19 protein-coding genes are annotated in these 22,645 nt (G+C 53.2%); 7 read left to right on the plus strand and 12 right to left on the minus strand.

Annotated features, from left to right (window positions below; genetic code table 11):
• Nucleotides 1–495 precede the first annotated feature (495 nt).
• Entirely contained in the window at nucleotides 496–2,145 is a 1,650-nt protein-coding gene (locus tag EKM84_RS01740) for a peptide ABC transporter substrate-binding protein (RefSeq protein ID WP_125763026.1), read from the minus strand.
• A 13-nt stretch (nucleotides 2,146–2,158) separates the two neighbouring features.
• Nucleotides 2,159–3,646 (minus strand): amidase, encoded by a 1,488-nt coding sequence (locus EKM84_RS01745; protein ID WP_125763028.1) that lies wholly within the window; start codon nucleotides 3,644–3,646, stop codon nucleotides 2,159–2,161.
• Nucleotides 3,647–4,565: 919 nt separating this feature from the next.
• Here EKM84_RS01745 and EKM84_RS01750 point away from each other — a divergent pair.
• Together EKM84_RS01750 and EKM84_RS01755 are read left to right on the plus strand one after the other, a co-directional pair.
• Nucleotides 4,566–5,450 (plus strand): transporter substrate-binding domain-containing protein, encoded by an 885-nt coding sequence (locus EKM84_RS01750; protein WP_125763030.1) that lies wholly within the window; start codon nucleotides 4,566–4,568, stop codon nucleotides 5,448–5,450.
• Nucleotides 5,451–5,469: 19 nt separating this feature from the next.
• Nucleotides 5,470–6,159: an amino acid ABC transporter permease gene (locus EKM84_RS01755; RefSeq protein ID WP_125763032.1), complete on the plus strand. Its 690-nt coding sequence runs from the start codon at nucleotides 5,470–5,472 to the stop codon at nucleotides 6,157–6,159.
• Nucleotides 6,160–6,248: 89 nt separating this feature from the next.
• Here EKM84_RS01755 and EKM84_RS01760 read toward each other — a convergent pair whose 3' ends face one another.
• From EKM84_RS01760 to mnmA, 6 genes are all read right to left on the minus strand, one after another.
• Complete coding sequence (locus EKM84_RS01760; RefSeq protein WP_164511269.1) at nucleotides 6,249–6,971, minus strand: class I SAM-dependent methyltransferase; 723 nt, start codon at nucleotides 6,969–6,971, stop codon at nucleotides 6,249–6,251.
• Between the two features lie 176 nt (nucleotides 6,972–7,147).
• Nucleotides 7,148–8,134, minus strand: a complete 987-nt coding sequence (locus tag EKM84_RS01765; protein WP_125763036.1) for a ribose-phosphate diphosphokinase — start codon at nucleotides 8,132–8,134, stop codon at nucleotides 7,148–7,150.
• A gap of 156 nt (nucleotides 8,135–8,290) precedes the next feature.
• Complete coding sequence (recD2, locus tag EKM84_RS01770) at nucleotides 8,291–10,846, minus strand: SF1B family DNA helicase RecD2 (protein ID WP_125763038.1); 2,556 nt, start codon at nucleotides 10,844–10,846, stop codon at nucleotides 8,291–8,293.
• 13 nt (nucleotides 10,847–10,859) lie between these two features.
• A complete protein-coding gene (locus EKM84_RS01775; protein ID WP_125763040.1) occupies nucleotides 10,860–11,546 on the minus strand; it encodes a tetratricopeptide repeat protein in 687 nt (228 codons plus the stop codon).
• Nucleotides 11,547–11,554: 8 nt separating this feature from the next.
• Nucleotides 11,555–12,214 carry a histidine phosphatase family protein gene (locus EKM84_RS01780; protein ID WP_164511276.1) on the minus strand — a complete coding sequence of 220 codons (660 nt, stop codon included), beginning with the start codon at nucleotides 12,212–12,214 and terminating at the stop codon, nucleotides 11,555–11,557.
• 1,124 nt (nucleotides 12,215–13,338) lie between these two features.
• Nucleotides 13,339–14,466, minus strand: a complete 1,128-nt coding sequence (gene mnmA, locus EKM84_RS01785) for a tRNA 2-thiouridine(34) synthase MnmA (protein ID WP_125763044.1) — start codon at nucleotides 14,464–14,466, stop codon at nucleotides 13,339–13,341.
• A 228-nt stretch (nucleotides 14,467–14,694) separates the two neighbouring features.
• On the opposite strand from mnmA, the gene EKM84_RS01790 reads away from it, so the two are divergent.
• The 5 genes from EKM84_RS01790 (at nucleotide 14,695) to EKM84_RS01810 (ending at nucleotide 18,432) form a co-directional block, all read left to right on the plus strand.
• Nucleotides 14,695–15,663, plus strand: a complete 969-nt coding sequence (locus EKM84_RS01790; protein WP_125763046.1) for an ABC transporter ATP-binding protein — start codon at nucleotides 14,695–14,697, stop codon at nucleotides 15,661–15,663.
• Nucleotides 15,660–16,436, plus strand: a complete 777-nt coding sequence (locus tag EKM84_RS01795; protein WP_125763048.1) for an ABC-2 family transporter protein — start codon at nucleotides 15,660–15,662, stop codon at nucleotides 16,434–16,436. Before EKM84_RS01790 ends, EKM84_RS01795 begins: the two co-directional genes overlap by 4 nt.
• The gene (locus EKM84_RS01800; protein WP_125763050.1) at nucleotides 16,436–17,203 is read left to right on the plus strand and encodes an ABC transporter permease; all 768 of its coding nucleotides are present in this window, start codon (nucleotides 16,436–16,438) and stop codon (nucleotides 17,201–17,203) included. The genes EKM84_RS01795 and EKM84_RS01800 overlap by 1 nt, the downstream gene beginning before the upstream one ends.
• Nucleotides 17,204–17,213: 10 nt before the next feature.
• Nucleotides 17,214–17,690, plus strand: a complete 477-nt coding sequence (locus EKM84_RS01805) for an NUDIX domain-containing protein (protein WP_125763052.1) — start codon at nucleotides 17,214–17,216, stop codon at nucleotides 17,688–17,690.
• A 472-nt stretch (nucleotides 17,691–18,162) separates the two neighbouring features.
• On the plus strand, nucleotides 18,163–18,432 hold the full coding sequence (locus EKM84_RS01810) for a hypothetical protein (protein WP_125763054.1): 270 nt from the start codon (nucleotides 18,163–18,165) through the stop codon (nucleotides 18,430–18,432).
• A 66-nt stretch (nucleotides 18,433–18,498) separates the two neighbouring features.
• On the opposite strand, the gene EKM84_RS01815 is transcribed toward EKM84_RS01810, so the two are convergent.
• The 4 genes from EKM84_RS01815 to EKM84_RS01830 form a co-directional block, all read right to left on the minus strand.
• On the minus strand, nucleotides 18,499–19,338 hold the full coding sequence (locus tag EKM84_RS01815; RefSeq protein WP_125763056.1) for a CatB-related O-acetyltransferase: 840 nt from the start codon (nucleotides 19,336–19,338) through the stop codon (nucleotides 18,499–18,501).
• The gene (locus EKM84_RS01820) at nucleotides 19,339–20,187 is read right to left on the minus strand and encodes a CatB-related O-acetyltransferase (protein WP_125763058.1); all 849 of its coding nucleotides are present in this window, start codon (nucleotides 20,185–20,187) and stop codon (nucleotides 19,339–19,341) included.
• Between the two features lie 653 nt (nucleotides 20,188–20,840).
• Entirely contained in the window at nucleotides 20,841–21,617 is a 777-nt protein-coding gene (locus EKM84_RS01825; RefSeq protein ID WP_125763060.1) for a hypothetical protein, read from the minus strand.
• Nucleotides 21,618–22,303: 686 nt separating this feature from the next.
• Nucleotides 22,304–22,645: a DUF1831 domain-containing protein gene (locus EKM84_RS01830; RefSeq protein WP_125763062.1), complete on the minus strand. Its 342-nt coding sequence runs from the start codon at nucleotides 22,643–22,645 to the stop codon at nucleotides 22,304–22,306.

The raw sequence follows: 22,645 nt of genomic DNA on the forward strand, positions 1-22,645 counted from the left end.
CGACCCACATAACCCACTTAAACTTTCAAAAAGTAAAACCGGAAAGTTCGAACAATATCATCACCGGTTAATTCCGTGTCAGCCGTGAGGGCGGGAAAAATAGCCTCAGCCGTGGGATTTTCTAAGTGCTCTCCTTAGAAAATGGCGACTTTGAAGCTCGTTTCCCAGAGGTTCAAAGCGAGTCCCGAGACCGCTCTTTGGCTCGGGGCGTCCTCCCCACCGCGTTCCAGGCTATTTTTCAACCCCAACCAGCAAACCAGGGAAAGTCCCAAAGAACTTAACCTTGCTGCCAGCCGAAGTCAGCCAGACACGCAGACGGCTGTGTCGACGGCGTTAGCTGAGTGGTTTGCTCAGCTTACCCCGTGGGACGCGTTGGGAAACGGGCGATTCTCAGCCCGGTTTCTAACCGAGCCGGAGGACCGTTCCTTAGGCCGCAGGCGCTCCCCACAGCAGGCGGAGTGTCTGGCTGGCGAGGCGACCCCCGCCAAGGTCAAGTTACTTTTCAACCTTCATCCATTGGTAGCCGCGACTCATCCCCGCCGGATTCCAAACATACCCAGAAACCTTGGAATTCCACATTTCAACGGTAGCGGGTTGATACAACGGCACGACCCCTTGCTGCGTCATCAAGCGCTTTTCAGCGTTGACCAGGTCTTGGTAACGGGCTGCTGGCTTGTTGGCGTCTTTGTTTTCTGAATCCTTCACGTAGCCGTCATATTTGGCATCCGAGAAGTCACCGTTATTGTTGGTGTTACCGGTGCTCATCAGAGACAAGAAGTTGATTGGGTCGGCGAAATCGGCCCCCCAGCTGGACAGAACCAGCTCGAAGTTCCCGGCGTTTGACCGACTCAACCGCGTCTTGTAAGGTAACGTGTTGATAGTGACCTTCACGTTTGGCAGCTTTTGCAGCTCGGCTTGGATGTACTGGGCCACCGTCTTGGTCACGCTGGTATCATCCGCCAGCAACGTTAAGTTCAGGCTCTTTTGACCGGAAGCCTTTAAGCCCGCCTTCATCAAGGTCTTGGCCTGCTTCAAATCGTAAGTGACCCCGTCCTTAACGTAGGCGTCTTTGGCAAAATCAGCCTTAGTCTTCGGGTTACGAGACAGGTTTTGGGAAACGAAGCCCATTGGTGCCTTGGACCCGTCACGTAAGACGCTCTTGGCTAACTGTTGCTTATCGATGGCCATGGATAAGGCCTGGCGCACCTTTAAGTTCCGTAAGGCCTTGACCTTCTTCTGATTCATCTGCATGTAGTAGGTGGTCCCGCCGACAAAGGTCTTCATGTCCTGATTATTCTTCAAGTTAGCGACCTGCGTGCCGTCTAGCGTCGTGGCATCTAATTCATGCTTCTGGTATAAGCTCAGTCCGGTCGAAGGATCAGCGACCACTTGGAAGTTCATCTTGTCCAATGTGATGGCCTTTTTATCCCAGAACTTGGTGTTCTTCTTCAAGACCCAGCTCTGGTTGGTCCCTTGCCACTTGGTCATGGTAAATGGCCCATCGTACGCCGTTTGGTTGCTTGAGTGACCATTACTGCTCCCATTCTTCTCCACAACGCTTTGTTCCTGTGGGAAGAAGGTTGGGAACGCCAACAGCAGTTTGAAGTAGGCAACTGGCTTACTCAAGGTGACCTTCAGGGTGTTCTTGTTCACGGCCTGAACCCCTAATTGGTTCGGTGCGAGGTTGCCCTTTTGAATGGCCCGATAATTCTTCAAGCCGGCCATCAAGTACGCATACTCGGATGCCGTCTTGGGATTGACCGTCCGCCGCCAGGAGTAAACGAAGTCGTTGGCCGTTACGGCCTTGCCATCGTTCCAGTGATTATTCTGCCGCAGTTTAAACACGTACGTCTTCCCACCGTTAGATACCGTCGTCTTGGTAGCCATGGCGTTGATCAATTTTTCATTCTTGCCTAACCGATACAATCCCTCTTGCGTATGGTAGAGCATGGTTAAACTCGTAGAATCCGCAGCCTTGGACACGTCTAGCGTGGTGACCTCGGATTTGGCCGACAACTTGACGGACTGATTCGTCGCCAGTTGATTGGACTTGCTGGTGCTGGACGTTGACTTGCCACAAGCGGCTAATCCGCCCGCAACCAACAACGCGACCCCAATTAAAATACTAACTTGCTTTCCCTTCAAAACTTTCGCTCCTCTAATCTAAAATAGTCTGGTGTAACAATTTTAACTTACCTGCGCGTTCGAATAAAGCCCCGAGCTTTAATAAAACCGCTTCCTGACCCTTGGCCGCATTAAATTGAATTCCCAGTGGCAAGCCCTCGGCTGTAACCGCCGTTGGCAGACTGATAGCGGGTTCCCCCGTTAGGTTGGCCTGTTGCGTAAATGGCGAACGGGTCAGTGCCGGCAACCATTGATCGTAAATGAGTTGCTTCTGTGCCGCTGGCTTCAAGCTCGTGATGTCGGCCATCTTCGCGGCATTTTCTTCAGAAACCAACGTGTCACCAACCTTAGGTGCTGGCCAGGCGGTCGTTGGCGTCAAAATAACCGGGTACTTGGCGTGTAACTGGGCCATTTGCCAGGCCGCCTGATCCCATTTGCCCAAGGATTGACTGTACTCGGCCGCACTGGTATTCAGCCCAGTCTGATACAGCGCCCACGTCAGGAGCTCCATGTCGTCACGCGTCAACGGTCGGCCCATGCCGTCCTGCATTTCACCCATGAAGGCCGCCGTTTCCCCAGCGTTCATGGTGTAGTAGCTTTCCATTAAGGCTACGCCATCAATTGGACTGTGAACCTCTTCAACATCAAATCCTTCACTGGTCAAAAAGGCCACGGCATCTTCGACCGCTTTAACGGCATCCGGACTGACCGGCGTGCCGACAGGGGATTCGGTCGTGTAACCGATGACCCCGGGCTGAACCGGCTGATCCAACTGGGCTAAGAAGCCCGGTTCCTCCAACGGCTGCTGAAAGACGGCCGCCGGTTGAATCGTTTGTAAACTGTCTAGTAAGGCCGCGGTATCTTGCACGGAACGAGTCAGACCGAAGTCGATGGCCGCTCCCTGCCAAGACCGCCAGTCACCAGGACCCACGGGAACGCGACCGCGCGTTGGCTTCAAGCCAATGGTTCCGGACCAGGATGACGGAATCCGAATCGATCCCCCACCATCACTGCCGGCAGCCAGGGGCACAATCCCTGCGGCCACCGCTGCCCCGGCACCACCGGAGGACCCCCCGGGTTGGTAATCCAGGTTCCACGGGTTGTGCGCGTCGCCATAGATATCGGCGTCCGTGATATTTTTAAAGCCAAATTCGGGGAAATTGGTTTGACCAATCACAATGAATCCGGCCCGCTGCAGCGCCTCGACAAAGAAGTTCGTCTGCGTAGCCACGTTGTCCTTCAACAAACGTGAACCGCTCGTGCTCGATTCACCCTTCAGTTGTTGACCCAGGCCCTTCAAGAGTAAGGGCACACCCAGAAATGGCTGACCGGTATCGGTTTGCGCCGCCGCTTCCTTTAAGGCTTTCTCTTTTCTAGTCGTGATGACCGCATTTAACTGCGGATTTTGCTTCTCAATCTCGGTAAATGCCCGTTCAATCAGCTCTTGGCTGGTCACTTCACCGCTGCGCACCCGCTGTGTCCACGTCAATGCTGGTGTACCGATCCAATCCGTAATTGCCAAATCAAACGCCTCCTACAAATTTTATGTACTTCAATCTGAAACCATAAAAATTGGGCCATCGCCATCGTTCCCGCCGGCGAATTCAAGGTGCCCAGCTGTGGGGAACGGTTCCAGACTGAAAAGCGGTCTTCCACCTCGCCTTGAAACCTCGCTGAAATTCGCGAGTTTCCAAGGTCGTCCCGTGCTCTAGGCTGAACAAAAACTTCAGCCAAGACCACCGACACAGCAGGTCACCTTGATTCGCCTCTGGTCACTGATATTGACACAATATTTTACGGTTCCAGCGCCTACTGCGAACAACGACTCACGCATTCATGAACGATGCCAAGTCAATTGAATAATCCGACAACAGGTCCTTTGACTACACGATTAAGCCATCCGTTCTAAAAATTCACTTACTAAAAACTAGGACCAACTGTAACTATACCGCTTTCCAATTAAATTTTGTTGTACAGCGCCCCGCAATTTACCGACTTTTCATAGTAAGAACGATTATTATAATTTGCCAGTCTTTGCTTACCTACAACATAAGCCAAAAGTCCTAACAGAATGGGCTATTTGTGAATTTCTGTGACACACTCGTATACACCTGAAGACGTCAACCGCCAAGCGTAAATGTCGTAGCAAATCTGAGTGACCAGAGGCGGGCCAAGTTGGCCAGCTGTGGCGGTGTTGTTGGCTGGGGTCCTTTCCCAGCCTAGAACACGGGACGATCTTTGAGACCGCTCTTCAGGCTCAAAGTCGAGGTGGAAGACCGCCCCTCAGTCTGGAACCGGCCCCATAGCAGGCCGACTTGAGCCCGCCGCCGGGAACGACCCTATTTCACCACAGCATTTGCGAACACGACGGTTGTAAAAGCGTTTTCAAATAGTTATACTTAAAAAGTCTTAGGTCACAAATTGAAAGGACTGAAAAATTGATGAATAAGACGAAGAAATGGTTGGTTTTAGGTTTAGGTTTAAGCTTAGTGATGGGCGTCGGTCTCGTTGGTTGCGGGAAGAACTCATCGTCGTCGGAGTCAACGAATACCAAGGTTGCTAACAAGAAGACCTTGATTGTGGCAACGTCCGGGACTTTGTACCCCACGTCGTTCCACACCTCCAAGAACAGCAAGCTGACGGGGTATGACATTGAAGTTGTCCGCGCCGTCGCCAAAGGCTTGCACAAGAAGGTTGAGTTCAAGGAACTCAGCGTTGACGGGCAGTTAACGGCGGTCAACACGGGTAAGGCCGATATGGCAGCTAACGACTTTGGTCTGTCCCCTGCCCGCAAGAAGCAGTACGCGCTGTCCACGGTGTACAAGCACTCCTTCAACAGTATCATGGTCCGGAACAGCAATGACTCCGGCATCCACAACTGGTCAGACATCAAGGGTAAGAAGTCCGCTGGTGAAGCCGGAACGGGTTATCAACGGCTAGCTCAACAACTTGGTGCCAAATTGGTCAACTATGACAACGTTTCGAATGATGTTTATTTGAAGGACGTTAAAAATGGCAAGACCGATATGATCATGAACGACTACTACCTGCAAAAACTGGCGTTGAAGGCCATTCCTAACAACGGTCTGCATTTGATCAAGAACATGTACTTTACCACCAGCGATGATGGTCAGGGTGTGGGGATCTTGATGAAGAAGAGCAACACCAAGCTGAAGGCCGAAGTCGATAAAGAAGTTCAAAAATTATTGAAGAACGGCACCATCAAGAAGATTTCTGAAAAGTACTATGGCGCTGATGTCACGAAGAAGCCGAACGTGAAGATCTCTAAGAACTTCACCATTAAGTCTAAGTACACGGGTCAATAGAAAGTCAGGTGGCGCCACTGTGCTAAAATATTTCTCGATTCCGGGATTTTTTAACGCCAAGTTGGCTTGGTCGTCCATCCCCCAGATTCTGGCGGGACTGCCGATGACCATCTACCTAACTTTAATGGCCTTCGTGCTGGCCACGATTCTGGGGATGTTCTTGACGCTGGCGCAGCTCAGCCACATTCGGGTGCTTCACTGGATTGCTCGCGCCTATATTTCCTTTATGCGCGGCGTGCCCATGCTGGTCGTCCTGTTCATCGTCTACTTCGGCTTTGGCCTGACCGCCATCCCCGCCGCCATCATTTCGTTTACGATTGGTGCCGCGGCGTTCGTGTCCGAGGTCTTTCGGTCCTCATTCCTGGGGATCGACCACGGCCAGTACGAAGCCGCCTACTCGATTGGGTTGCCCTACCGCAAGGTCATGCGTCTGATCATCATTCCGCAGGCCTTCCGCATCAGCATTCCAGCGCTCGGCAACATTCTGCTGGACATGTTCAAGGGAACCTCGCTGGCCGCCATGATTACCGTGACCGAAATGTTTATGGACGCAAAAATTGTGGCCGGAGCCAATCAGGACTACATGACGATCTACATCACGATTGCCATTCTCTACTGGCTCTGTTGCGTGGTCTTAACGGCCGGCCAGAACTGGCTCGAGCGGTATTTAGATTATGACCGGAAATCAATTCACATGAAAATGATTTAGTATTCTACAAATAAGGTCCGAAACCGTCAATTGGTTTCGGACCTTATCTTGTTCTCGTACGCTTAACTACAAGTAAAAGCTCTGGCGCTTTACAACTTAACCCCGCGCACCAAGTAGCTATTCATCCAGGGGCCAGACCACCACCCATTGATGCCCAGCGAATGGGCTTCCCGAACATCCAACTGCGCCGCACTGAGCATCTGCCGATACTCAGCGGCGTGATGGCCGGTGTCAATGATGACCAACTGACCGCCCGGTTTCAACACCCGGACCGCCTCTTGTAGTGCCCGCTGCCGCTGCTGGACGCCATGAATATTATGCAACGCAAAACTGGTCGTGATAACGTCAAATTGGTCGTCCGGAAAGGGCAAAGCCACCATGTCGCCAGTCACTAATTTGACCCGGTCGGTAAGCCCTAATGCCGTTACGTTTCGCTGGGTGACCGCCGCGGCGTTATGCGACTGGTCGCGCGAATGCCACAAGTCCAGTCCCACGGCTTGTCCCGACTTTTCTAATCGCCCGGCCAACCGGGTTAACAGCGCTCCCCGACCACAGCCGAGATCCAGAATCTGGTCAGTCGCCTGCACACCCAGTCGCGGAATCAGCTGATCAAACAGCCGATACTTTCCCCGGACCGTGGTATGTAAGAACAGGCCCCCTTCGACGAACACGATAACCGCCGCAATCACCTCCAGCACGATAGGCGCTGATGGCCGCAACACGTAACCCTGCACAAACAAGAAGACCGCCGCCAATAAATATAGTACGGGAACGAGTGGTGCATCGATCCCAAAAGTTTTCCAATTAGACAAAATCCTGACCTCCCCAATTTTTCCCAATCACCCCGATTCGTTCACTATAGCAAAGGCACAAAAGGTTGTAAAGCCCTTTTTAAATCTGTACATTGCCGTACCAAACCTGTACATTAATCGTCGCACAAAAAAGTGGTCGAGATTATTTTCTCAACCACTTCACGCAACTTATATTTTTACTGTTTTTGGCGCTTAGGTGCCTTGTGGAACAAGGAATCGACGGGTTCTTCATGGTAAATCAGGTCGATGGCCTTTCCAAACATGTCGCCGACGGACATCACGACAAACTTGTCGCTTTGCTTGTCCTCTGGCAATTGAATGGAGTCGGTGATGACGACCTTCTTCAACACGGAATCGTTGATGCGTTGGGTCGCGTCACCGGACAGAACCGCGTGGGTCGCCGCCGCGTAAACGTCCGCCGCACCGGCCTTCTTCAAGGCGTCGGCGGAAACGGTGATTCGGATGGCGGTATCAATGATATCGTCCACCAAGATGGCGTGCTTGCCCTTCACATCCCCAATGACAGCCTCGGGATGCGCCGCGTTCTCCGTATCGGAGCGGTTGTCGATGATGGCGATTGGCGCGCCCAGTAACTCGGCTAACCGCCGGGCCCGGCTGACCCCCGCATGGTCGGGAGCGACCACAACGATGTCCTCATCGGCCAAGGTCGTGCTGTTTTCAAAGTAGCTGGTTAGTAACCGGTCACTCTGGAGGTGGTCAACGGGAATGTCAAAGAATCCTTGCAGCTGAGCCGCATGCAGGTCTAAGGCAATCACCCGATTGACGCCATCCATTTGCAACAAGGACGCAATTAGCTTAGCCGTAATGGGTTCGCGGGAACGGGCTTTACGGTCGGCCCGTGAGTAACCGTAGTACGGAATGACCACGTTGATTTTCTCAGCGCTGGCCCGCCGTGCGGCATCCACCATGATCAATAATTCCATCAGGTTCGTGTTAACCGGATCCGAAACGGATTGGATCAGGAACAATTCATCCCCCCGAATACTTTCGTCAATACTGATCTGAATCTCACCGTCACTAAAGTGCTTGATTGTTGCCTTCCCTAATTCGACACCTGCCGCCTTCGCAATCTTTTCGGCGAGTGGTCGGTTCGAGTTCAAAGCAAAGACTTTCATTCTGCCAGCTTCGACGTGTTCTGCCATAACAGCCTCCCTGTGGGTTTTCCACAAATTCGTATATTTGACGTTCTGCCAGGCGCTGGTCATCTTAATCAGACCAACTGACGCCCAGCAGTGCGCTTTTTTCTGTCTTTATTATCGCAATCTTTGACCGGAAACGCAACGCTTGCAACCGCTATTTTAGACGGATGGCATAAATTGTTTGGGTGACACACCCTGCATACCGATCATGGGGTCAATCTTTCGGCTCAAAACCAGTTCCGGCGTCAGGCGGTAATCCGTTGGCGTCGTGGGTTCCGCGGTGTCAGTCGACGCCGTATCCCCTGTTGCTGGCTCGGGTGTTTCCACCTCATCCGTGGTTGGTGCCGCAACCGGTTCAGGCGTCTCGGATTCAGCTACTGGCGCCGATTCTGCCGGATTCGCAGGCGTCACGGGCGTTCCGTCTGGGTCCAACACCGTTTGGATTCGCGTCGTCAGCGTGGTGCGCCGGTTGACGCCCAGGCTGGTGACACAGGCCTCAAAGGCCCGCGGCTCACCCAGGAGGATCAGCATGTCCGCTGCCCGCGTCACCGCCGTATACAACAGGTTCCGTTGAAGCATCCGGTTATACTGACCGACCATGGGCAGGATCACCATTTTAAATTCGGACCCCTGCGACTTGTGAATCGACATACAGTAGGCCAGAGTCAGCCGGTTCCAGTCGTTGCGGGCGTACGTGACCTCGGTCTGCTCAAAGGCAATCGTCAGCTGGTCACTCTTGACCTCGCTGTGCTTATCGCTGGCCAGGTCGATCCCGGTGATCACTCCGATATCCCCGTTGAACACGTTGTTTTCAGGACTATTGACCAGGTGTAAGACCTTGTCACCAATCCGAAATTTCTGGTTACGGAACTCAACTTCCTTGGTCCGCTCAGACTTTTTCGGGTTCAAAATGTCCTGCAACACCACGTTCAACCGGTCAATCCCGGCCGAGCCCCGGTACATGGGCGCCAGCACCTGAATATCACTGGCAGAAAAGCCCTTGGCGTGGGCCTTCTGAACGATTTGGTCGATCACGCTCTCCACCTGATTAGCGTGGCAGGCGATGAACGACCGGTCCTTTTGGTTCTTGGTAAAGTCAGCCGGTAGTTTTCCCGACTTGATGGCGTGGGCCAACGGAATGATGGACGAGCCATCCCCCTGTCGGTAAATCGTATCGAGCTGAATCTTTTGCAGCTGGTCGCTGGCCAACAGGTCGTGAAAGACCTGACCGGGGCCGACGGACGGCAGTTGGTCCTTATCGCCGACTAGCACGACTCGCATGCCCACGGGCACGGCCCGCAAGAGCGTCTTCATCAGGTAAACGTCGACCATCGACGTTTCATCGATGATCAACAGCCCGCCCTCTAAGTCGTTGGTGGCCGCCTCATCTAAATTATCTTCCCGACCGGTCAAGCCCAACAAGCGGTGAATCGTGCTGGCCGGTAAGCCGGTCGATTCACTCATCCGCTTGGCCGCCCGCCCGGTTGGCGCGGCTAGGAGGATTGGAAACGGTTTTTCCTTGTATTCGTTGATGTCTAAAGAGACCTCGTGCATGCGGGCATACAAATTGACCAGGCCGCGAATAATCGTGGTCTTCCCGGTCCCGGGTCCCCCGGTCAGCAGCATGACCTTGGCCTGGATAGCCGCGGTCAACGCCGCCGTTTGGGACTCATCGTACACGATGTCGCCCTGCTTCTCCACGATGCGGAGTTGCTTACGGATGGCATCATCGTTGAACTTGGCCGGCGAATCGTCCGCCTTTAATAGCCGCTGAAGGTGCTCGGCAATCTGCCATTCGGCGTCGTAGAGCGTCTTCAAATAGATCCGCTGGTCATCGCCCACGACCTTCTGTTCCTTAGCCAGCTCTAACAGTTCATCCGCCAGCTTGGCTGGGTCCAAGCGCACGTTGCGGGAATTTTCCAGCAGGCTCAACGCGTTGGCTAACAATGGCTTAGCCGTGGTATAGGTATCCCCGTTGGCTACTGACAGGTCGTTGAGCGTCTGTAACAGGCCGGCCCGCAATCGTTCGGGCTTATCCGCCGCGTACCCCAGTTGGGTAGCGATTTGGTCTGCTCGCCGAAAGCTGACCCCGTTGATATCCTCGGCCAATTGGTACGGATTCTCATGAATCACGTCCAGCGTTTTTTCCTGGTACCGGTTGTAAATGGCCGCGGCCAAGGTGCTCCCGAAGCCGTAACCGTTGAGTCCGATGATGATCTGTTCCATCCCGTTGTTGGTCTGGAGCTGACTGATCAGGGTCGCCGACACCTTGGGCGACAAGCCAAGTGGCTGGAGCACCGCCGGATCGTTTAAAATTTCTTCAATGGCGTTGGTGCCCAAAGCATCCACAATTTTCTCGGCCGTCTTCTTGCCCAGCCCGGGGAAGTCGTCGCCGCTTAAATAGCCGACCACGCCGCTGCGGGTGGTTGGCGTTTCATTTTGATAGTTATCCGCCTGAAATTGGACCCCGTACTTGGGGTGTTCCACGCGCTTACCCGTGAAGCGGTAGGTCACGTCATCCTTAATATCGGCAAAGTTTCCGGTGACGACAATCTCGTCTTCGTGCCAGTCCAAGCTGGTCTCGGAAACCTTGACCAGCATGACCTTGTAGAAGCTATCGTTGCTGGCAAAAAAGACCGCACTGACGGTGCCGACCACATAATCGGCCTGAGGCGCGCCACTTTCTTCAAATAAATCGAGCGATTCGGTTGCCATCTGTGCGCCTCCCTTACTGTTGGTCGTCAGTCTTGCCCCGTTGCGTTTGCACGAAGCGTTCGATGTCGGCTAGCCGTTGCTGGCCCTTCTCATAGTACGTGGGGTCCAGTTGCTTAGCCTGTGCGAAATGGTCCTGGTAGGGTTGGCCTAAGACCATGGCCACCAAGCCACGGTCAAAGTGAGCCCGGCCGTTCTTGGCGTCCAGTTGGAGCACGCGATCATAGTATTCGGCCGCCTGGTCCATGTTACCTAAGGCCAACAGGTTTTCGGCCATGACCTGGAGGGTCGCCTCGTCGTTCGGTTGACTAGTCAGCGCCGTTAACGCAAAGGCCAGCGCCCGTTTGTGGTCGCCATTCGCCATGTAGCTCTGCGCCATCATCAGGTAGCCGGCACCCTTCCACCGCTCACCCAGCTGATCAAACTGCTGGATGGCCTTGGAATAGTCTTCCGCAGCATAGTACACGTTGCCCAGTCCGTAGCGCAACTTTTCCACCACGGCCGGTTGGGTCGCAAAGAGTCCGAGGGCCTTCATCAGGAGTTCCTCGGCTTGCGCGTAGGAGTTCAGGTCGACCAGCACCGTGGCCAATTCATAGTACGCTTCCGCATCACCAGGATGGGTGTTAATTCGTTGAACCAATTGATGGACGAGTTGTTCTGATTTTTGTTTATCCGCATCGCGGGTCATTTTTTCTTCAGTCATTTTATCACCTAAATTGTATCGGTTGGCGTCGCAGTTGCCGTCAAGAAGCTAGTATTGTTCCAGTCGACCAGGTCGTAGTGGTGCCCGTCCACGGTCTCCAGCACCGTCACACTGGTGTTTCGCAGACCGCCACGTTTCCGCAGGTCGGCCAGTGGCGTCCCCAATAACGCGTTGATTTCCGCGTTCAGGGCTGCACCATGGCTGACGATGAGAACGTTGTCGGTCGGCTTGGAATTAGCCGCCACAATTTTTTGAATGGCGGGCGTCATCCGGTCGATCACCTGGGTAAACGTCTCCCCACCAATCTTCGCCGCATCGTATTGGTCCGGATGATTGCGAAAGGCATCGAGCTCGGCGGGAAATTGGTCGCGCACCGCGGTAAACGCCATGCCTTCCATCTTGCCTAAATGAAATTCCTCCAGGCGGCTAACCAGCGTCAGCGGCACCTGTTGGTGTAATTCTTTGACCACGTGTTGGGCCGTCACCCGGGCCCGTTTGATGGGGCTGGCGTACGCGTGGGTGAACGGCGTGTTCTTTAAGAAGCGGCCAACCTGTACCATTTGGTCATAGCTCTCGGTTAACAGCGGGGAATCGCCCCCGGCGCCTTGGAAGCGGCCTTCCAGGTTCCATTCGGTCTTGCCGTGGCGAATAAAGTATAATTTCAAAATTGTTGCCGTCCTTTCCGTAAAGTCACATAGTCTATATTATGCCAGTTTTTCCTAAGTTTTCAAAGAAACATCCGTTAGAAAATTCAAATTGCTGGGGTTCTTGGTCTGCCTCCGCTGCGGTGAATTAGTCGGCGGGGACGGCCTGCCGCTTCGGTGGACGGGGATTGCCACCCTGTGGGGACCGCCTGCGGCCTAAGAAGCGGTCCTCCGGCTCGCCTTTGAGCCGAAGCCCACGTCTCAAAGGTCGTCCCGTGCTGTAAAGCTGGGAAGCCCACCCAGCTAACACCACCGACACAGGGTTCTATCCCCGTCCCCCTTTCGCTCTGGCTGTCCCCACCGACGATTCACCTCCGCTCCGGCATCCCAAGAACGGACTGATTTGAATTTTACGGTTGTTTCTTTCACTCAGGTCGATGGCATTATTATCTACTGCCATCGTGCCTACCACTTTAAGTTGACTAATCACTCTTAATTAAAGTTAAGCCAACTAGAACATCCTTCCACCTAAAGTTGCTCTGCCAGGACATCCCCACAACTTGACCGAGAGTTACCAGTAGCCAAATCAGTGCCAGCTTCCCATTAAACCAGCCTCGCCACCACATCAGCTGCCAGTTACCGCCGTCTCCGCCGCAGGGATGGTGAAAATAGGTTCAGCCGTGGGACTTATTGTGAGAACGCTTCGTTCTCATAATAAGTGGTGTTTTTGAGACGCGGGCTTCGGCTCAGAAACAAGGTCAAAGACCGCCCTGCCCACCGCGTGCCACTCACCAACTAGACCAGTCACACCTGTCTAAGGACTGACGACTCACCCCCTCACGACAGTCTCAGCCTTTTTGAAACAGTCCACTATTTCGATAGGAGCTGGTTACCGCCGTCGTGAGCCGTGAGGGCGGAGAAAATGGGTCCAGCTGTGGGATTTTCTGAGTGGCTTGCTCAGAAAATGGCGACTTTGAGACGCGGGCTTCGGCTCAAAGCGAGTCTAGAGACCGCTCTTTGGCTCTAGACGTCCTTCCCTCAGCGTTCCGATCCCATTTTCTCCGCCCGGTAAGGCGGCCCATCAACGACCCGTGTAACCAAAAAGCTCCCAATGAAACCGGCGAGCCGGTTCATTGGGAGCTGAAAGATTAGATTAACTGTAACTCGCGGTCCTTGTTGTAGGCAGCGTCGATGATGGCACTCCCCAAGCACTCGTCACCGTTGTAGAACACAACGGCCTGACCAGGCGTGATGGCCCGGGCTGGGTCGTCGAATTCAACCGTGACCTGCTGGCCGTCCTCACTCAAGTGAACGGTCACGCCAGTATCCTTTTGCCGGTAACGGAACTTCGCTGTGCAGTGGAAGTCACTGCCGCGGTCAATCGTGTTGACCCAGTGAATGTCCGAAGCGGACAGGTGCGTTGCGTACAGATGAGAGTTGTGGTAACCCTTGCCCACGTACAAAATGTTCTTGGTCAAGTCCTTACCAATCACGAACCAAGGCTCGTTATCCTCACCGTCACCACCGATACCTAACCCACGACGCTGACCGATCGTGTAGTACATCAATCCGGCGTGGTCACCCTTGACCTCGCCATCGACCGTCATCATCTTGCCGGGCTTGGCTGGCAGATACGTGTTCAAGAAGTCCTTGAAGTGACCCTTTTCACCAATAAAGCAGATTCCCATGGAGTCCTTCTTATCAGCGGTGGCCAAACCGGCTTCCTTCGCAATCTCACGGACCTGGGGCTTAACCAGGTCACCGATTGGGAACATCACGCGGTCCAGCTGCTCCGTTGAGAGCTGACTCAAGAAGTAAGTCTGGTCCTTGTTCTGATCCACGGCCCGCATTAAGTGGGCGTCGCCGTTCTCGTCACGCGTCAACTGGGCATAATGACCCGTTGCGATATAGTCCGCACCTAATTCCAAGGCGTAATCCAAGAAAGCCTTGAACTTGATTTCCTTGTTGCAGATCACATCGGGGTTCGGCGTCCGACCCTTTTTGTACTCGTCCAAGAAGTACGTGAACACGCGGTCCCAGTATTCCTTTTCAAAGTTGACGGAGTAGTAAGGAATGCCAATTTGTGAGGCAACCTTTGCGACATCTTTATAGTCTTCAGTGGCGGTACAAACCCCGTTCTCGTCCGTATCGTCCCAATTCTTCATGAAGACGCCGATCACGTCGTAGCCCTGCTGCTTTAAGCGCAAAGCGACAACGGAGGAATCGACCCCGCCACTCATACCAACGACAACCCGTGTGTGGCTGTTGTCCTGCATGATATCACCATCATTTCTCTAAGATTCTGGAGAATCTACGATTTGAAGGTCGCATAAATCCAGTATTGCCTAGTTTACCCATTTTCAAGCGGTTTTGCAAGCCTGGCGTTTCCTTTCACCTAACTGCCCCGTTTCCAGTGGTGGGACTGGTCAAACTGCCCTAGACGTGTATAATGATAAAATGATGAGAAAATAATTAAAATTTCTCATGGTTAGGAAGTGACATCTATGCCCTCACCCATTATTACGGTCGACCACGCCAATTTTAGCTACGTGACCTTCACCAAGCAAGCCGGCTTCAGCGGCGCCTGGCACGACCTCTTTCACCGTCAAAAAAGCACCGTCGCGGCTGTTCAAGACATTTCCCTCCACGTCAACCGGGGCGAGGTTCTCGGCCTCCTAGGCGCCAATGGGGCGGGTAAAACGACCCTGATCAAGCTGATGACGGGCATCCTGCCGGTTAATGCCGGTGACGTCCGCCTGTTCACCGACCAGGTTCCCTTTCGCAAGCGGCCGGCCTTCCTCCAGCGCATCGGCGTCATGCTGAGCCAGAAGAGCCAGCTGGCTTGGGACCTGCCACCACTGGATACTCTGGTGCTCCTGCGGGAGATCTACCACATCCCCCACGCCGCCTTCACCACCTGGCTGGCGTTTCTCACCAAGGAACTGGCCGTGACGCCGCAACTCCACGTGCCCGTTCGGAAGCTCTCACTGGGCCAACGGATCAAGTTTGAACTCATCTGTGCGCTGATCCACAAGCCCGAGATTCTCTTCCTGGACGAACCCACGATTGGTATCGACGTCAGTAGTCAGGCCAACATTTACCGCTTTCTCAAGCAGCTGAATCACGACACCCAGATGACCATCATCCTGACCAGCCACAACACCAAAGATATCGAGGCCCTGGCCCAACGCGTGGCGGTCATCAATTACGGTCACAAGATTTTTGACGGCACGACGACCGGTCTGATCAGTCGTTACGCCACCGTGCCCCTTCTGGAAATTGTGACCGACGTGCCGTTGGAACCGCTACCCGAGCACGTGCGCCAGGTGGATGCGACCCATTACGAAATTGATGCGACCGCGCTAACGACCTTGCCGATCGACCCCCGCCACATTTTAAGTGTCAACCGGCACAACGGGAGCCTGGACGCCATTCTCACCCAACTGTTTTCCGAGGAGGCGCCGACACAATGAAATATTGGCTGACTTGTCAAAACGCCCTGATGGCCACGCTGGCCTACCGGGGCAACCTGGTTTTACACCTACTGATGACCGCCGTCAATGTCATGGTCACCATCTTCATGTGGCTGGCCGTCTACAGCTTTAGCGGTCGGAGCGACATCGCCGGCATCCAACCCAATCAGATGGTCATCTACCTGATTGTAGTCAACGTTTTAGCCCTTATCTTTTCCACAGAACCCATTTTCAAATTCAGCGGACTGGTCCGCAGTGGCAACCTCTCCGTCGTGCTCATGCGTCCCATCAATTATTTTATCCAAAGCTTCTGGGATTACCTGGGGCGGGCCCTGCCCTTTCTAGTCATCTATGGCCTGGCGACCGGTTTTATCAGTCCCGTCCTTCGCCGCGGCCTGCTGTACGGGCTCAGCAGCCTAGTTTTGATGGGGCTGACCTATGGCATGTTTTTCCTAATGATCACCGCCATCAGCCTGTGTAGCTTCTGGCTGGTGCAGGTCTGGCCGCTACGGCCCGTGCTGAACGCGCTCTTCCTCCTGTTAGGGGGACAAGCCTTTCCGCTTCAAGTGTTGCCACCGGCATTTGCCTGGCTGATCTATAATCCCTTTTCCCTGGCCGGTAACCAACTGACGCTCCTGCTTTTAGGCAAACTGTCGCTCAACCAAATTTTACTGGCGGGCGGTTGGGCGTTGGGGTGGGCCGTCGTCGCCTTGGGTATCCTGAAGGTTGTTTGGCCCCGGGGTATCCGCTCTTATGAGGGGGTGGGGAGCTAATGCTGAAAATTTATCGCGTGCTGGTCACGCAAAGCTTAGCGGAGACCATGACCTACCGGGTGACGACCGTGCTGACCGCCCTCTTCGGAGTCCTGTTCTACGCCATCGAGTTGATCACCGGTGGCGTATACTTCTCGTTTACCCCCACCATTTACGGCTGGAATTTTCTCGACTACCTGAACCTCATCACCACGGCCAATCTCATCAGCTACGCCTACCAATTCCTATTCGTCGCGGGCCACGAGAACCTGGTTGACCAAATTTTGGACGGCAACCTGGACTATTCTTTGTTGCGGCCGGTCAACTCGTACTGGTTTCACGCCTGTTACCGGGTGGACTTTCCTTCGCTGGTCACGCTACTGCTGACCGGCGTCATCGAGGGCGTGATTCTAAGTAAATTGCACCCGACACCGCTGAACCTCTGCCTTTACCTGGTCGCGGTGGTGATCGGCATCGGCTTTGTCTTCGCCCTCAACCAGATCATGGTCACACTGGCCTTTTGGGTCGACGGCCTGTCCGCGCTCAACGGCCTGCCAGAAGACCTGATGGACGCGTCCGCGCGCCCGGCCAAGATTTATCCGCGGGTGATCCAACAGCTCTTTTTGTGGGTCATCCCCTCACTGGCCATCACCAACGTCCCGGCCCAGTTCGGCCACAACCGGCCAACCTGGTTGCTGCTGTGGACGGCCCTGGTCACCGGCGTGTTGCTGATTCTCTCTTACATTGAATGGCAACGGGGTCTACTGAAGTACGTTTCGGCTAATTAAGGAGATTGACATGGAACACGAGCCCAATGACATCACGTTAGAAACGACCAACGGAAACTTCAACTACCGCGCAGCTGGCACCATCTTTGATGCGACCGGCCGCATTCTCGTCACCACCTCGACCACCGCCGACGTCGTCTTGATCGGTGGTCGTGTCAAACTCCACGAATCCGCTGCGACGGCCATTGTCCGTGAATTTCGTGAGGAGCTGGGAGTTGAAGTCACCCCGATTCACTTACTAGCGGTGGCCGACCATCACGTCACGATTCCTGACGAAACCTGGCAACAAGTGGTACTCCTATTTCAAGTCGAAACGACAGTCGCCTTACCAGCGACCACCTGTAATGGCGATCGCTTACTCTGGAAAACACCAGAACAGCTCGCCAAGATTGATTTTCAACCAGCAGAACTCTGCCAGTTTCTCCAACCAAATCAGTCACCAAACTATGTTCAAGACCTAGATGATGGTTTTGGGTCTAGTTGGTGAGCTAAAGGCTGAAAGTTCTACGTCTCCAGGTTTTCCGACTATTGTCGTGATAAAACACAAGTGGAGCCGGAGGAGGACAGGGATGCAGCCAGCCGTGGTAATATTGTGAGCTGGCCAGTGGCTAGCTCACAATATGGGCGACTTTGGAGACACGTGATCTTCGTGGCTTCAAAGCGAGCGAGAAGACTGGTGTTTTTCCAGTCTGAAGCGTCCCCACAGCAGGCGGAATCCCTGGCAGCCGCAGTGCGGCAAAATTTAGCCTAATAAAACCGCCGTCCCCATTATGGAGAGCGGCGGTTTTTAGTTGCAATCAGCCACTACTTTTTTGCAAGATTTCGCGGTCAATTATGATAGTTCGCTAACCCATCTCTGCCAAAATAGTTGCGGCGACTGGCCATTTCGCTAGAATCCGGCATAATGGCGGTATCAAACGAGCCCAGTACCGTCTACCGGACTCACTGGAGGGATCATCATGCACGTTGTCCAACAAAATTCCAAGTTGCAGGAAGGTCTGTTTGGCGTCACGTTGCTGTTACTGATTCTTGCCGCCCTGACGACCCAGCCCATCGTCCTCGCCGTCATCAGTTTTCTCGCTCTGGTCACGCTAACGGGCCACTTTGATTTCTTCACCACGACCAAGGACCATCATTTTCTAAACGAGGCCGACCTCAGCCTGCAGATTCTCCTGCTGCTGATTGCGGTCCTCAAGTTTATTTTGGTGTCACGCGCGACCATTGTTTAGTCGTCGATGACAGTAGCTTCGCGCACAACGCTAACAGGCTAGCCACCCAACGGCTAGCCTGTTTTTTTACGTTTCGCTGACCACCGACTGCATCGCCTCAGCCGTGACCGGTTCTGGGTCGAACGGCTGCAACCCTTGCGCGACCACTAGATTTTCCAGTTGGGCAATAAAGGGTTCGATCCGTGCGTCCGCGGCAATTTCACCGAAGCGGCCAAAGTCGTACTGCCACCAGCGCAGGTCGAGCAGCCGGTCAATCGTCGGAAAGTCAAAGCGGTACTTGATGATTCGAGCCGGCCAGCCCGCCACGACCGCGTACGGCGGCACGTCATGCGTCACCAGACTTCCGGCGGCGACCACCGCACCGTCACTGACCACCACGCCATGGTTGCCAAAGACCACGTCGTCACCAATCAAAACGTCGTTGCCAATGGCGACAGGCTGGACTACCGCGGCTGGATTGGCCACGGGACGGTAAGTCTGGCCACTCGTTTGCAAATAATCCTGATATGCCGCCAGTTTGCCATCGAAGCTGACACTCGAGGTGGTGAACCGGTCCAGGGGATGGTTATGGCCCAGCTGACGGACCCGGTTGCCAATCGAGGTGTAGCGGCCAACCACCGTGTTTACCGGCAGCTGACTCCAGGCATAACTGAACGACCCCATCGCGTAAAAGGCCGTGCCGCGACCGAACGTGGTATAGGGTTCAATGCTAGCGGTCGCGCCCCAGCGAATCTGGTCGGTTCCGACCTTGAACCGGGAGGCCGCCGAATTAAAGCGGGTATAGATGTGATGCGCCCGCAAATAATCATCGACGGCCGGCTGAACGGGGACCGTAATGGCCCGCGGCTTTTCGGTCAACTGCACGTCGCGCTGAAAGAAGGTATTGTGTCTAATCACCGTTGTCATTTAAGCTTCCTCCCGTTCCGTCGCTGCCTGAACGTCCGCCAACGTCAAGGGGTCCGGCGCGTAAGGCACCAGCGTCCCCGCCGCCTCCGCTGCCCGGATTTTTTCAATAAACTGGCCAATATCCTCCTGGACCTCAATATCACTGAATTGGCCGAAATCGTACTGCCACCATTTCAGCGCCATCAACTCGTGAATCGTGGCGAAGTCAAAGCGAAACTTGATCACCCTGGCCGGCCAGCCACCAACGACCGCGTACGGCGGCACATCCTTGGTCACCAACGACCCCGCGGCCACGACTGCCCCGTCGTTGACCACGATGCCCTTGTTGCCAAACACACAACCCTTGCCAATCCACACGTCGTTGCCGATCACCACCGGCTTAATCTGATACATCCCATCCTGGCCGATGCTATCAAATTTAGACGCAGGATGGTCCGCCAAGTAGTCGTTAAACGGCTGATGGTAGTGGTCAAACGTCAGGCTCGACGTCGTAAAGTGGTGCAGCGCGTGGTCCACGTTCATCACGCTCGACCCCGCCGCAATCGAGGAGTAGCGTCCGACCACCGTGTTCACCGGCAGTACGCTCCAGGAATAACTGAACGCCCCCATCGCATGAAAGGCCGCGCCCCGACCAAACGCCGTGTAGGGTTCGATGACGGCCTGATTGCCAAAGAAAATTTTGTCCTGATCAATTTTAAAGCGACTGTCCCGCGAGTGAATCTCGCTGTAGACCCGGTGTTCCCGGAATAACGCATTCACCGGTTTAGTGTACACGAGCCGCAGTCGATTACGGTTCGTGGGATAGGTCAAGTCTCGTTGAAAAAAGGTGACGCCCGCAATTTCATTCACAATATATTCCCCCAAATCTACGCATTCACGAATGGTCAACTGAGACGACTGCTTTCGTTCCCGACGGCAGATTCAAGATACCCTGCTGTGGGGTCGGTTCCAGCCTGAGAACCGGGCTTCCACCTCGACTTTGAGCCACAGTGCTGTCTCAAAGGTCGCCCCATGCTCTAAGCTGAGAATAACCCACTCAGCTAAGACCATCGACACAGCTGTGTATCTTGATCTACCTCTGGTCACTGACATAGACGCCCTCAGTTCACCATTTCCGTGAACAATCCTAGTTCTGCGCACAATCGTGTTGTCCCTTAACTATCTGATTGATTACACACTTGAGACCAAGTTAGTTTTGACTGCCATTGCTGTCATCATAGCGAGTTTCGTTCTTATAATCAACAGTTGAGCATGTATGTTTATTATCGAACAAAATTGAGGCATTTGAGTTGACCGATAAGTGGCGTCACAATCAACTCACTATCCCTTACTTACTACTCAAAGAATTTAGGTCACCCCAGCAAATCACACTTACAAGCAACTTTACGTTCAACTCACTAAAAACACAACGACCTTTTCCCACCAACTCAATTTTTCGCGAAAAAAAGCCTGGAAGAATATTCCAGACTTTTGGCTTAAATATTTAGTAATTGATGCTACGCCTAATCCAGACCTTTCACAGCCTTCTTTAAAGCGTGGATTAGGTTTTCAGTCGCACCTAGCGCCTGATCATCATGCATCGATGTGTCTGAGATGTTTACTTTCTTTTCAACGCGCTTGCTCAACTTTGCTAACTTTGCATTCGTCTTTTTATCGAAGCGGCCCTTGAAAACGCTGTAAGCTTCAAGGATTGCTCGTGATTCTTTAGGCTTCGTTGCATACATGTAAGCAATCGCGTCGGGGAGTCCGAGACCTGGATAAGATACTGCCGACTTGTAAGCATTGACCGGCTTCATGATCTTAAATAGGCGATTTTCATCATCTCGCCGATCATAGGTCGTCATCCCCTTCGTTGGTTTGACCTTAGGTAGCCACCGCACAGCCGCTTGCACGCCACGCATATCCGAACGACGTTGCGCTAAATTCTTAGTCTTACTGAGATAGCCTCTCCCAATCCAGCCCTTAACACTGCCCCGTTTATTCTTGACGTAGTAATACGTGACCTTCTTACCTGTCGTCCTTTTAAGTTTAGCCGACTTCGTTGCATACAGTGCGGTTTTCACCATTTTAAGGGACTTAGCTGACTTAGTCGTGAGCTTCTTACTCGTATAGAGCGTCCCGCCATTCGGATAATACGTCGTTCTATGTATTTTCTTTGAACTAATGACTTTAGCAGCCGTCGTTTTTGCCATCGCCGTGGATGAATCCACGGTCAAAAATGCCAAGTTCACGCCAGCAACCAACGCGCCCACTACTGCGCCCTTAATTAATTTGTTCACTTTGATCTGCTTCCTTTGTCTCAATATTTTTATGCTGCCATCATGGGTCCCACAGATTGCAAGAAAGCAATTAGTAGTCCTCCCGACCCATGTAAAAATAACCGACGACCATTAGGTACCCAATAGTTGTCGCAATCTGGTACTCATGTCTATCACGATTACGCTTGGTGCTAGTTGATTTAGATTTGACCAAAAATAGCCCACTAAGGCTACACGATAGCTACTCTACTAACGATTAATCTCCTCAGATAAACCTAGTCGGCCTCAACTCACCCCTCTCCCAAAATATATTTTATATTAACATTTCACACACTTAATACTATCCATTTTTAAAATAAATATCAAGACACGATACCGATAGTACACGTACTATCGATACCTGTTTGGCGATCCTGAATGGCGGGTGAAAATGCCTAACCAGACAATTTTGGGTTGGAAACTAAAAAGCCGCTCGAAAATACCAGCGGCTAACACACCCAGACTTAGCTAAGTGCCTTGAAGTCAGTAAGGACAAAAAAGCCTGGAAAGGATATTCCAGACTTTTCGCTGTGCAATTTACATGGTCGAAACGTGCGCCACCAGGCAGCTGGTTCCGCTTAAACCTGATAGCCAAACAATCCAAACCCGGGATTATTCGACTATCAGCCTTAATGCTCGCCAGCTAACCGCCTGTCGTCCCACTCTTATTACTTCTTCTGTAAAATTTCCCGGTCAATCAGGTTTTGCAGAATGAAATGGTACTGTTCCACATTGCCCTCGGCGTGGGCGCCCTTGAAAATGTTGACCCGGGCGTTGCCGGACGCGTTGGTCGTGGACATCTTGAATCCGCTGAGGTCCTTGGCCACGACGACCTTTAACATCTGATTCTTGTTGTAAGGCGACGTTGGGTCAACCGACCGTTCCAGCGTGTAGTTGCCGGCGTTGGAGACTTGGAAACCCACGTCCTTCAACGCGTAAGCCTTAATATTTGGGTGCAATTCGTAAGTATCCGTGTCACCCGTGATCTTCATTTCTTTTTCAAATAACAT

It is taken from the genome of Levilactobacillus mulengensis, from assembly GCF_003946045.1.
Classification (GTDB): Bacteria; Bacillota; Bacilli; order Lactobacillales; family Lactobacillaceae; genus Levilactobacillus; species Levilactobacillus mulengensis.

Bases quoted from the DNA above. Each gene is read 5' to 3' on its own strand.
- EKM84_RS01750 (WP_125763030.1), top strand. From the start codon at position 4,566: ATGAATAAGACGAAGAAATGGTTGGTTTTAGGTTTAGGTTTAAGCTTA.
- EKM84_RS01765 (WP_125763036.1), bottom strand. From the start codon at position 8,134: ATGGCAGAACACGTCGAAGCTGGCAGAATGAAAGTCTTTGCTTTGAAC.
- recD2 (WP_125763038.1), bottom strand. From the start codon at position 10,846: ATGGCAACCGAATCGCTCGATTTATTTGAAGAAAGTGGCGCGCCTCAG.
- EKM84_RS01775 (WP_125763040.1), bottom strand. From the start codon at position 11,546: ATGACTGAAGAAAAAATGACCCGCGATGCGGATAAACAAAAATCAGAA.
- mnmA (WP_125763044.1), bottom strand. From the start codon at position 14,466: ATGCAGGACAACAGCCACACACGGGTTGTCGTTGGTATGAGTGGCGGG.
- EKM84_RS01790 (WP_125763046.1), top strand. From the start codon at position 14,695: ATGCCCTCACCCATTATTACGGTCGACCACGCCAATTTTAGCTACGTG.
- EKM84_RS01795 (WP_125763048.1), top strand. From the start codon at position 15,660: ATGAAATATTGGCTGACTTGTCAAAACGCCCTGATGGCCACGCTGGCC.
- EKM84_RS01800 (WP_125763050.1), top strand. From the start codon at position 16,436: ATGCTGAAAATTTATCGCGTGCTGGTCACGCAAAGCTTAGCGGAGACC.
- EKM84_RS01805 (WP_125763052.1), top strand. From the start codon at position 17,214: ATGGAACACGAGCCCAATGACATCACGTTAGAAACGACCAACGGAAAC.
- EKM84_RS01810 (WP_125763054.1), top strand. From the start codon at position 18,163: ATGCACGTTGTCCAACAAAATTCCAAGTTGCAGGAAGGTCTGTTTGGC.
- EKM84_RS01815 (WP_125763056.1), bottom strand. From the start codon at position 19,338: ATGACAACGGTGATTAGACACAATACCTTCTTTCAGCGCGACGTGCAG.
- EKM84_RS01830 (WP_125763062.1), bottom strand. From the start codon at position 22,645: ATGTTATTTGAAAAAGAAATGAAGATCACGGGTGACACGGATACTTAC.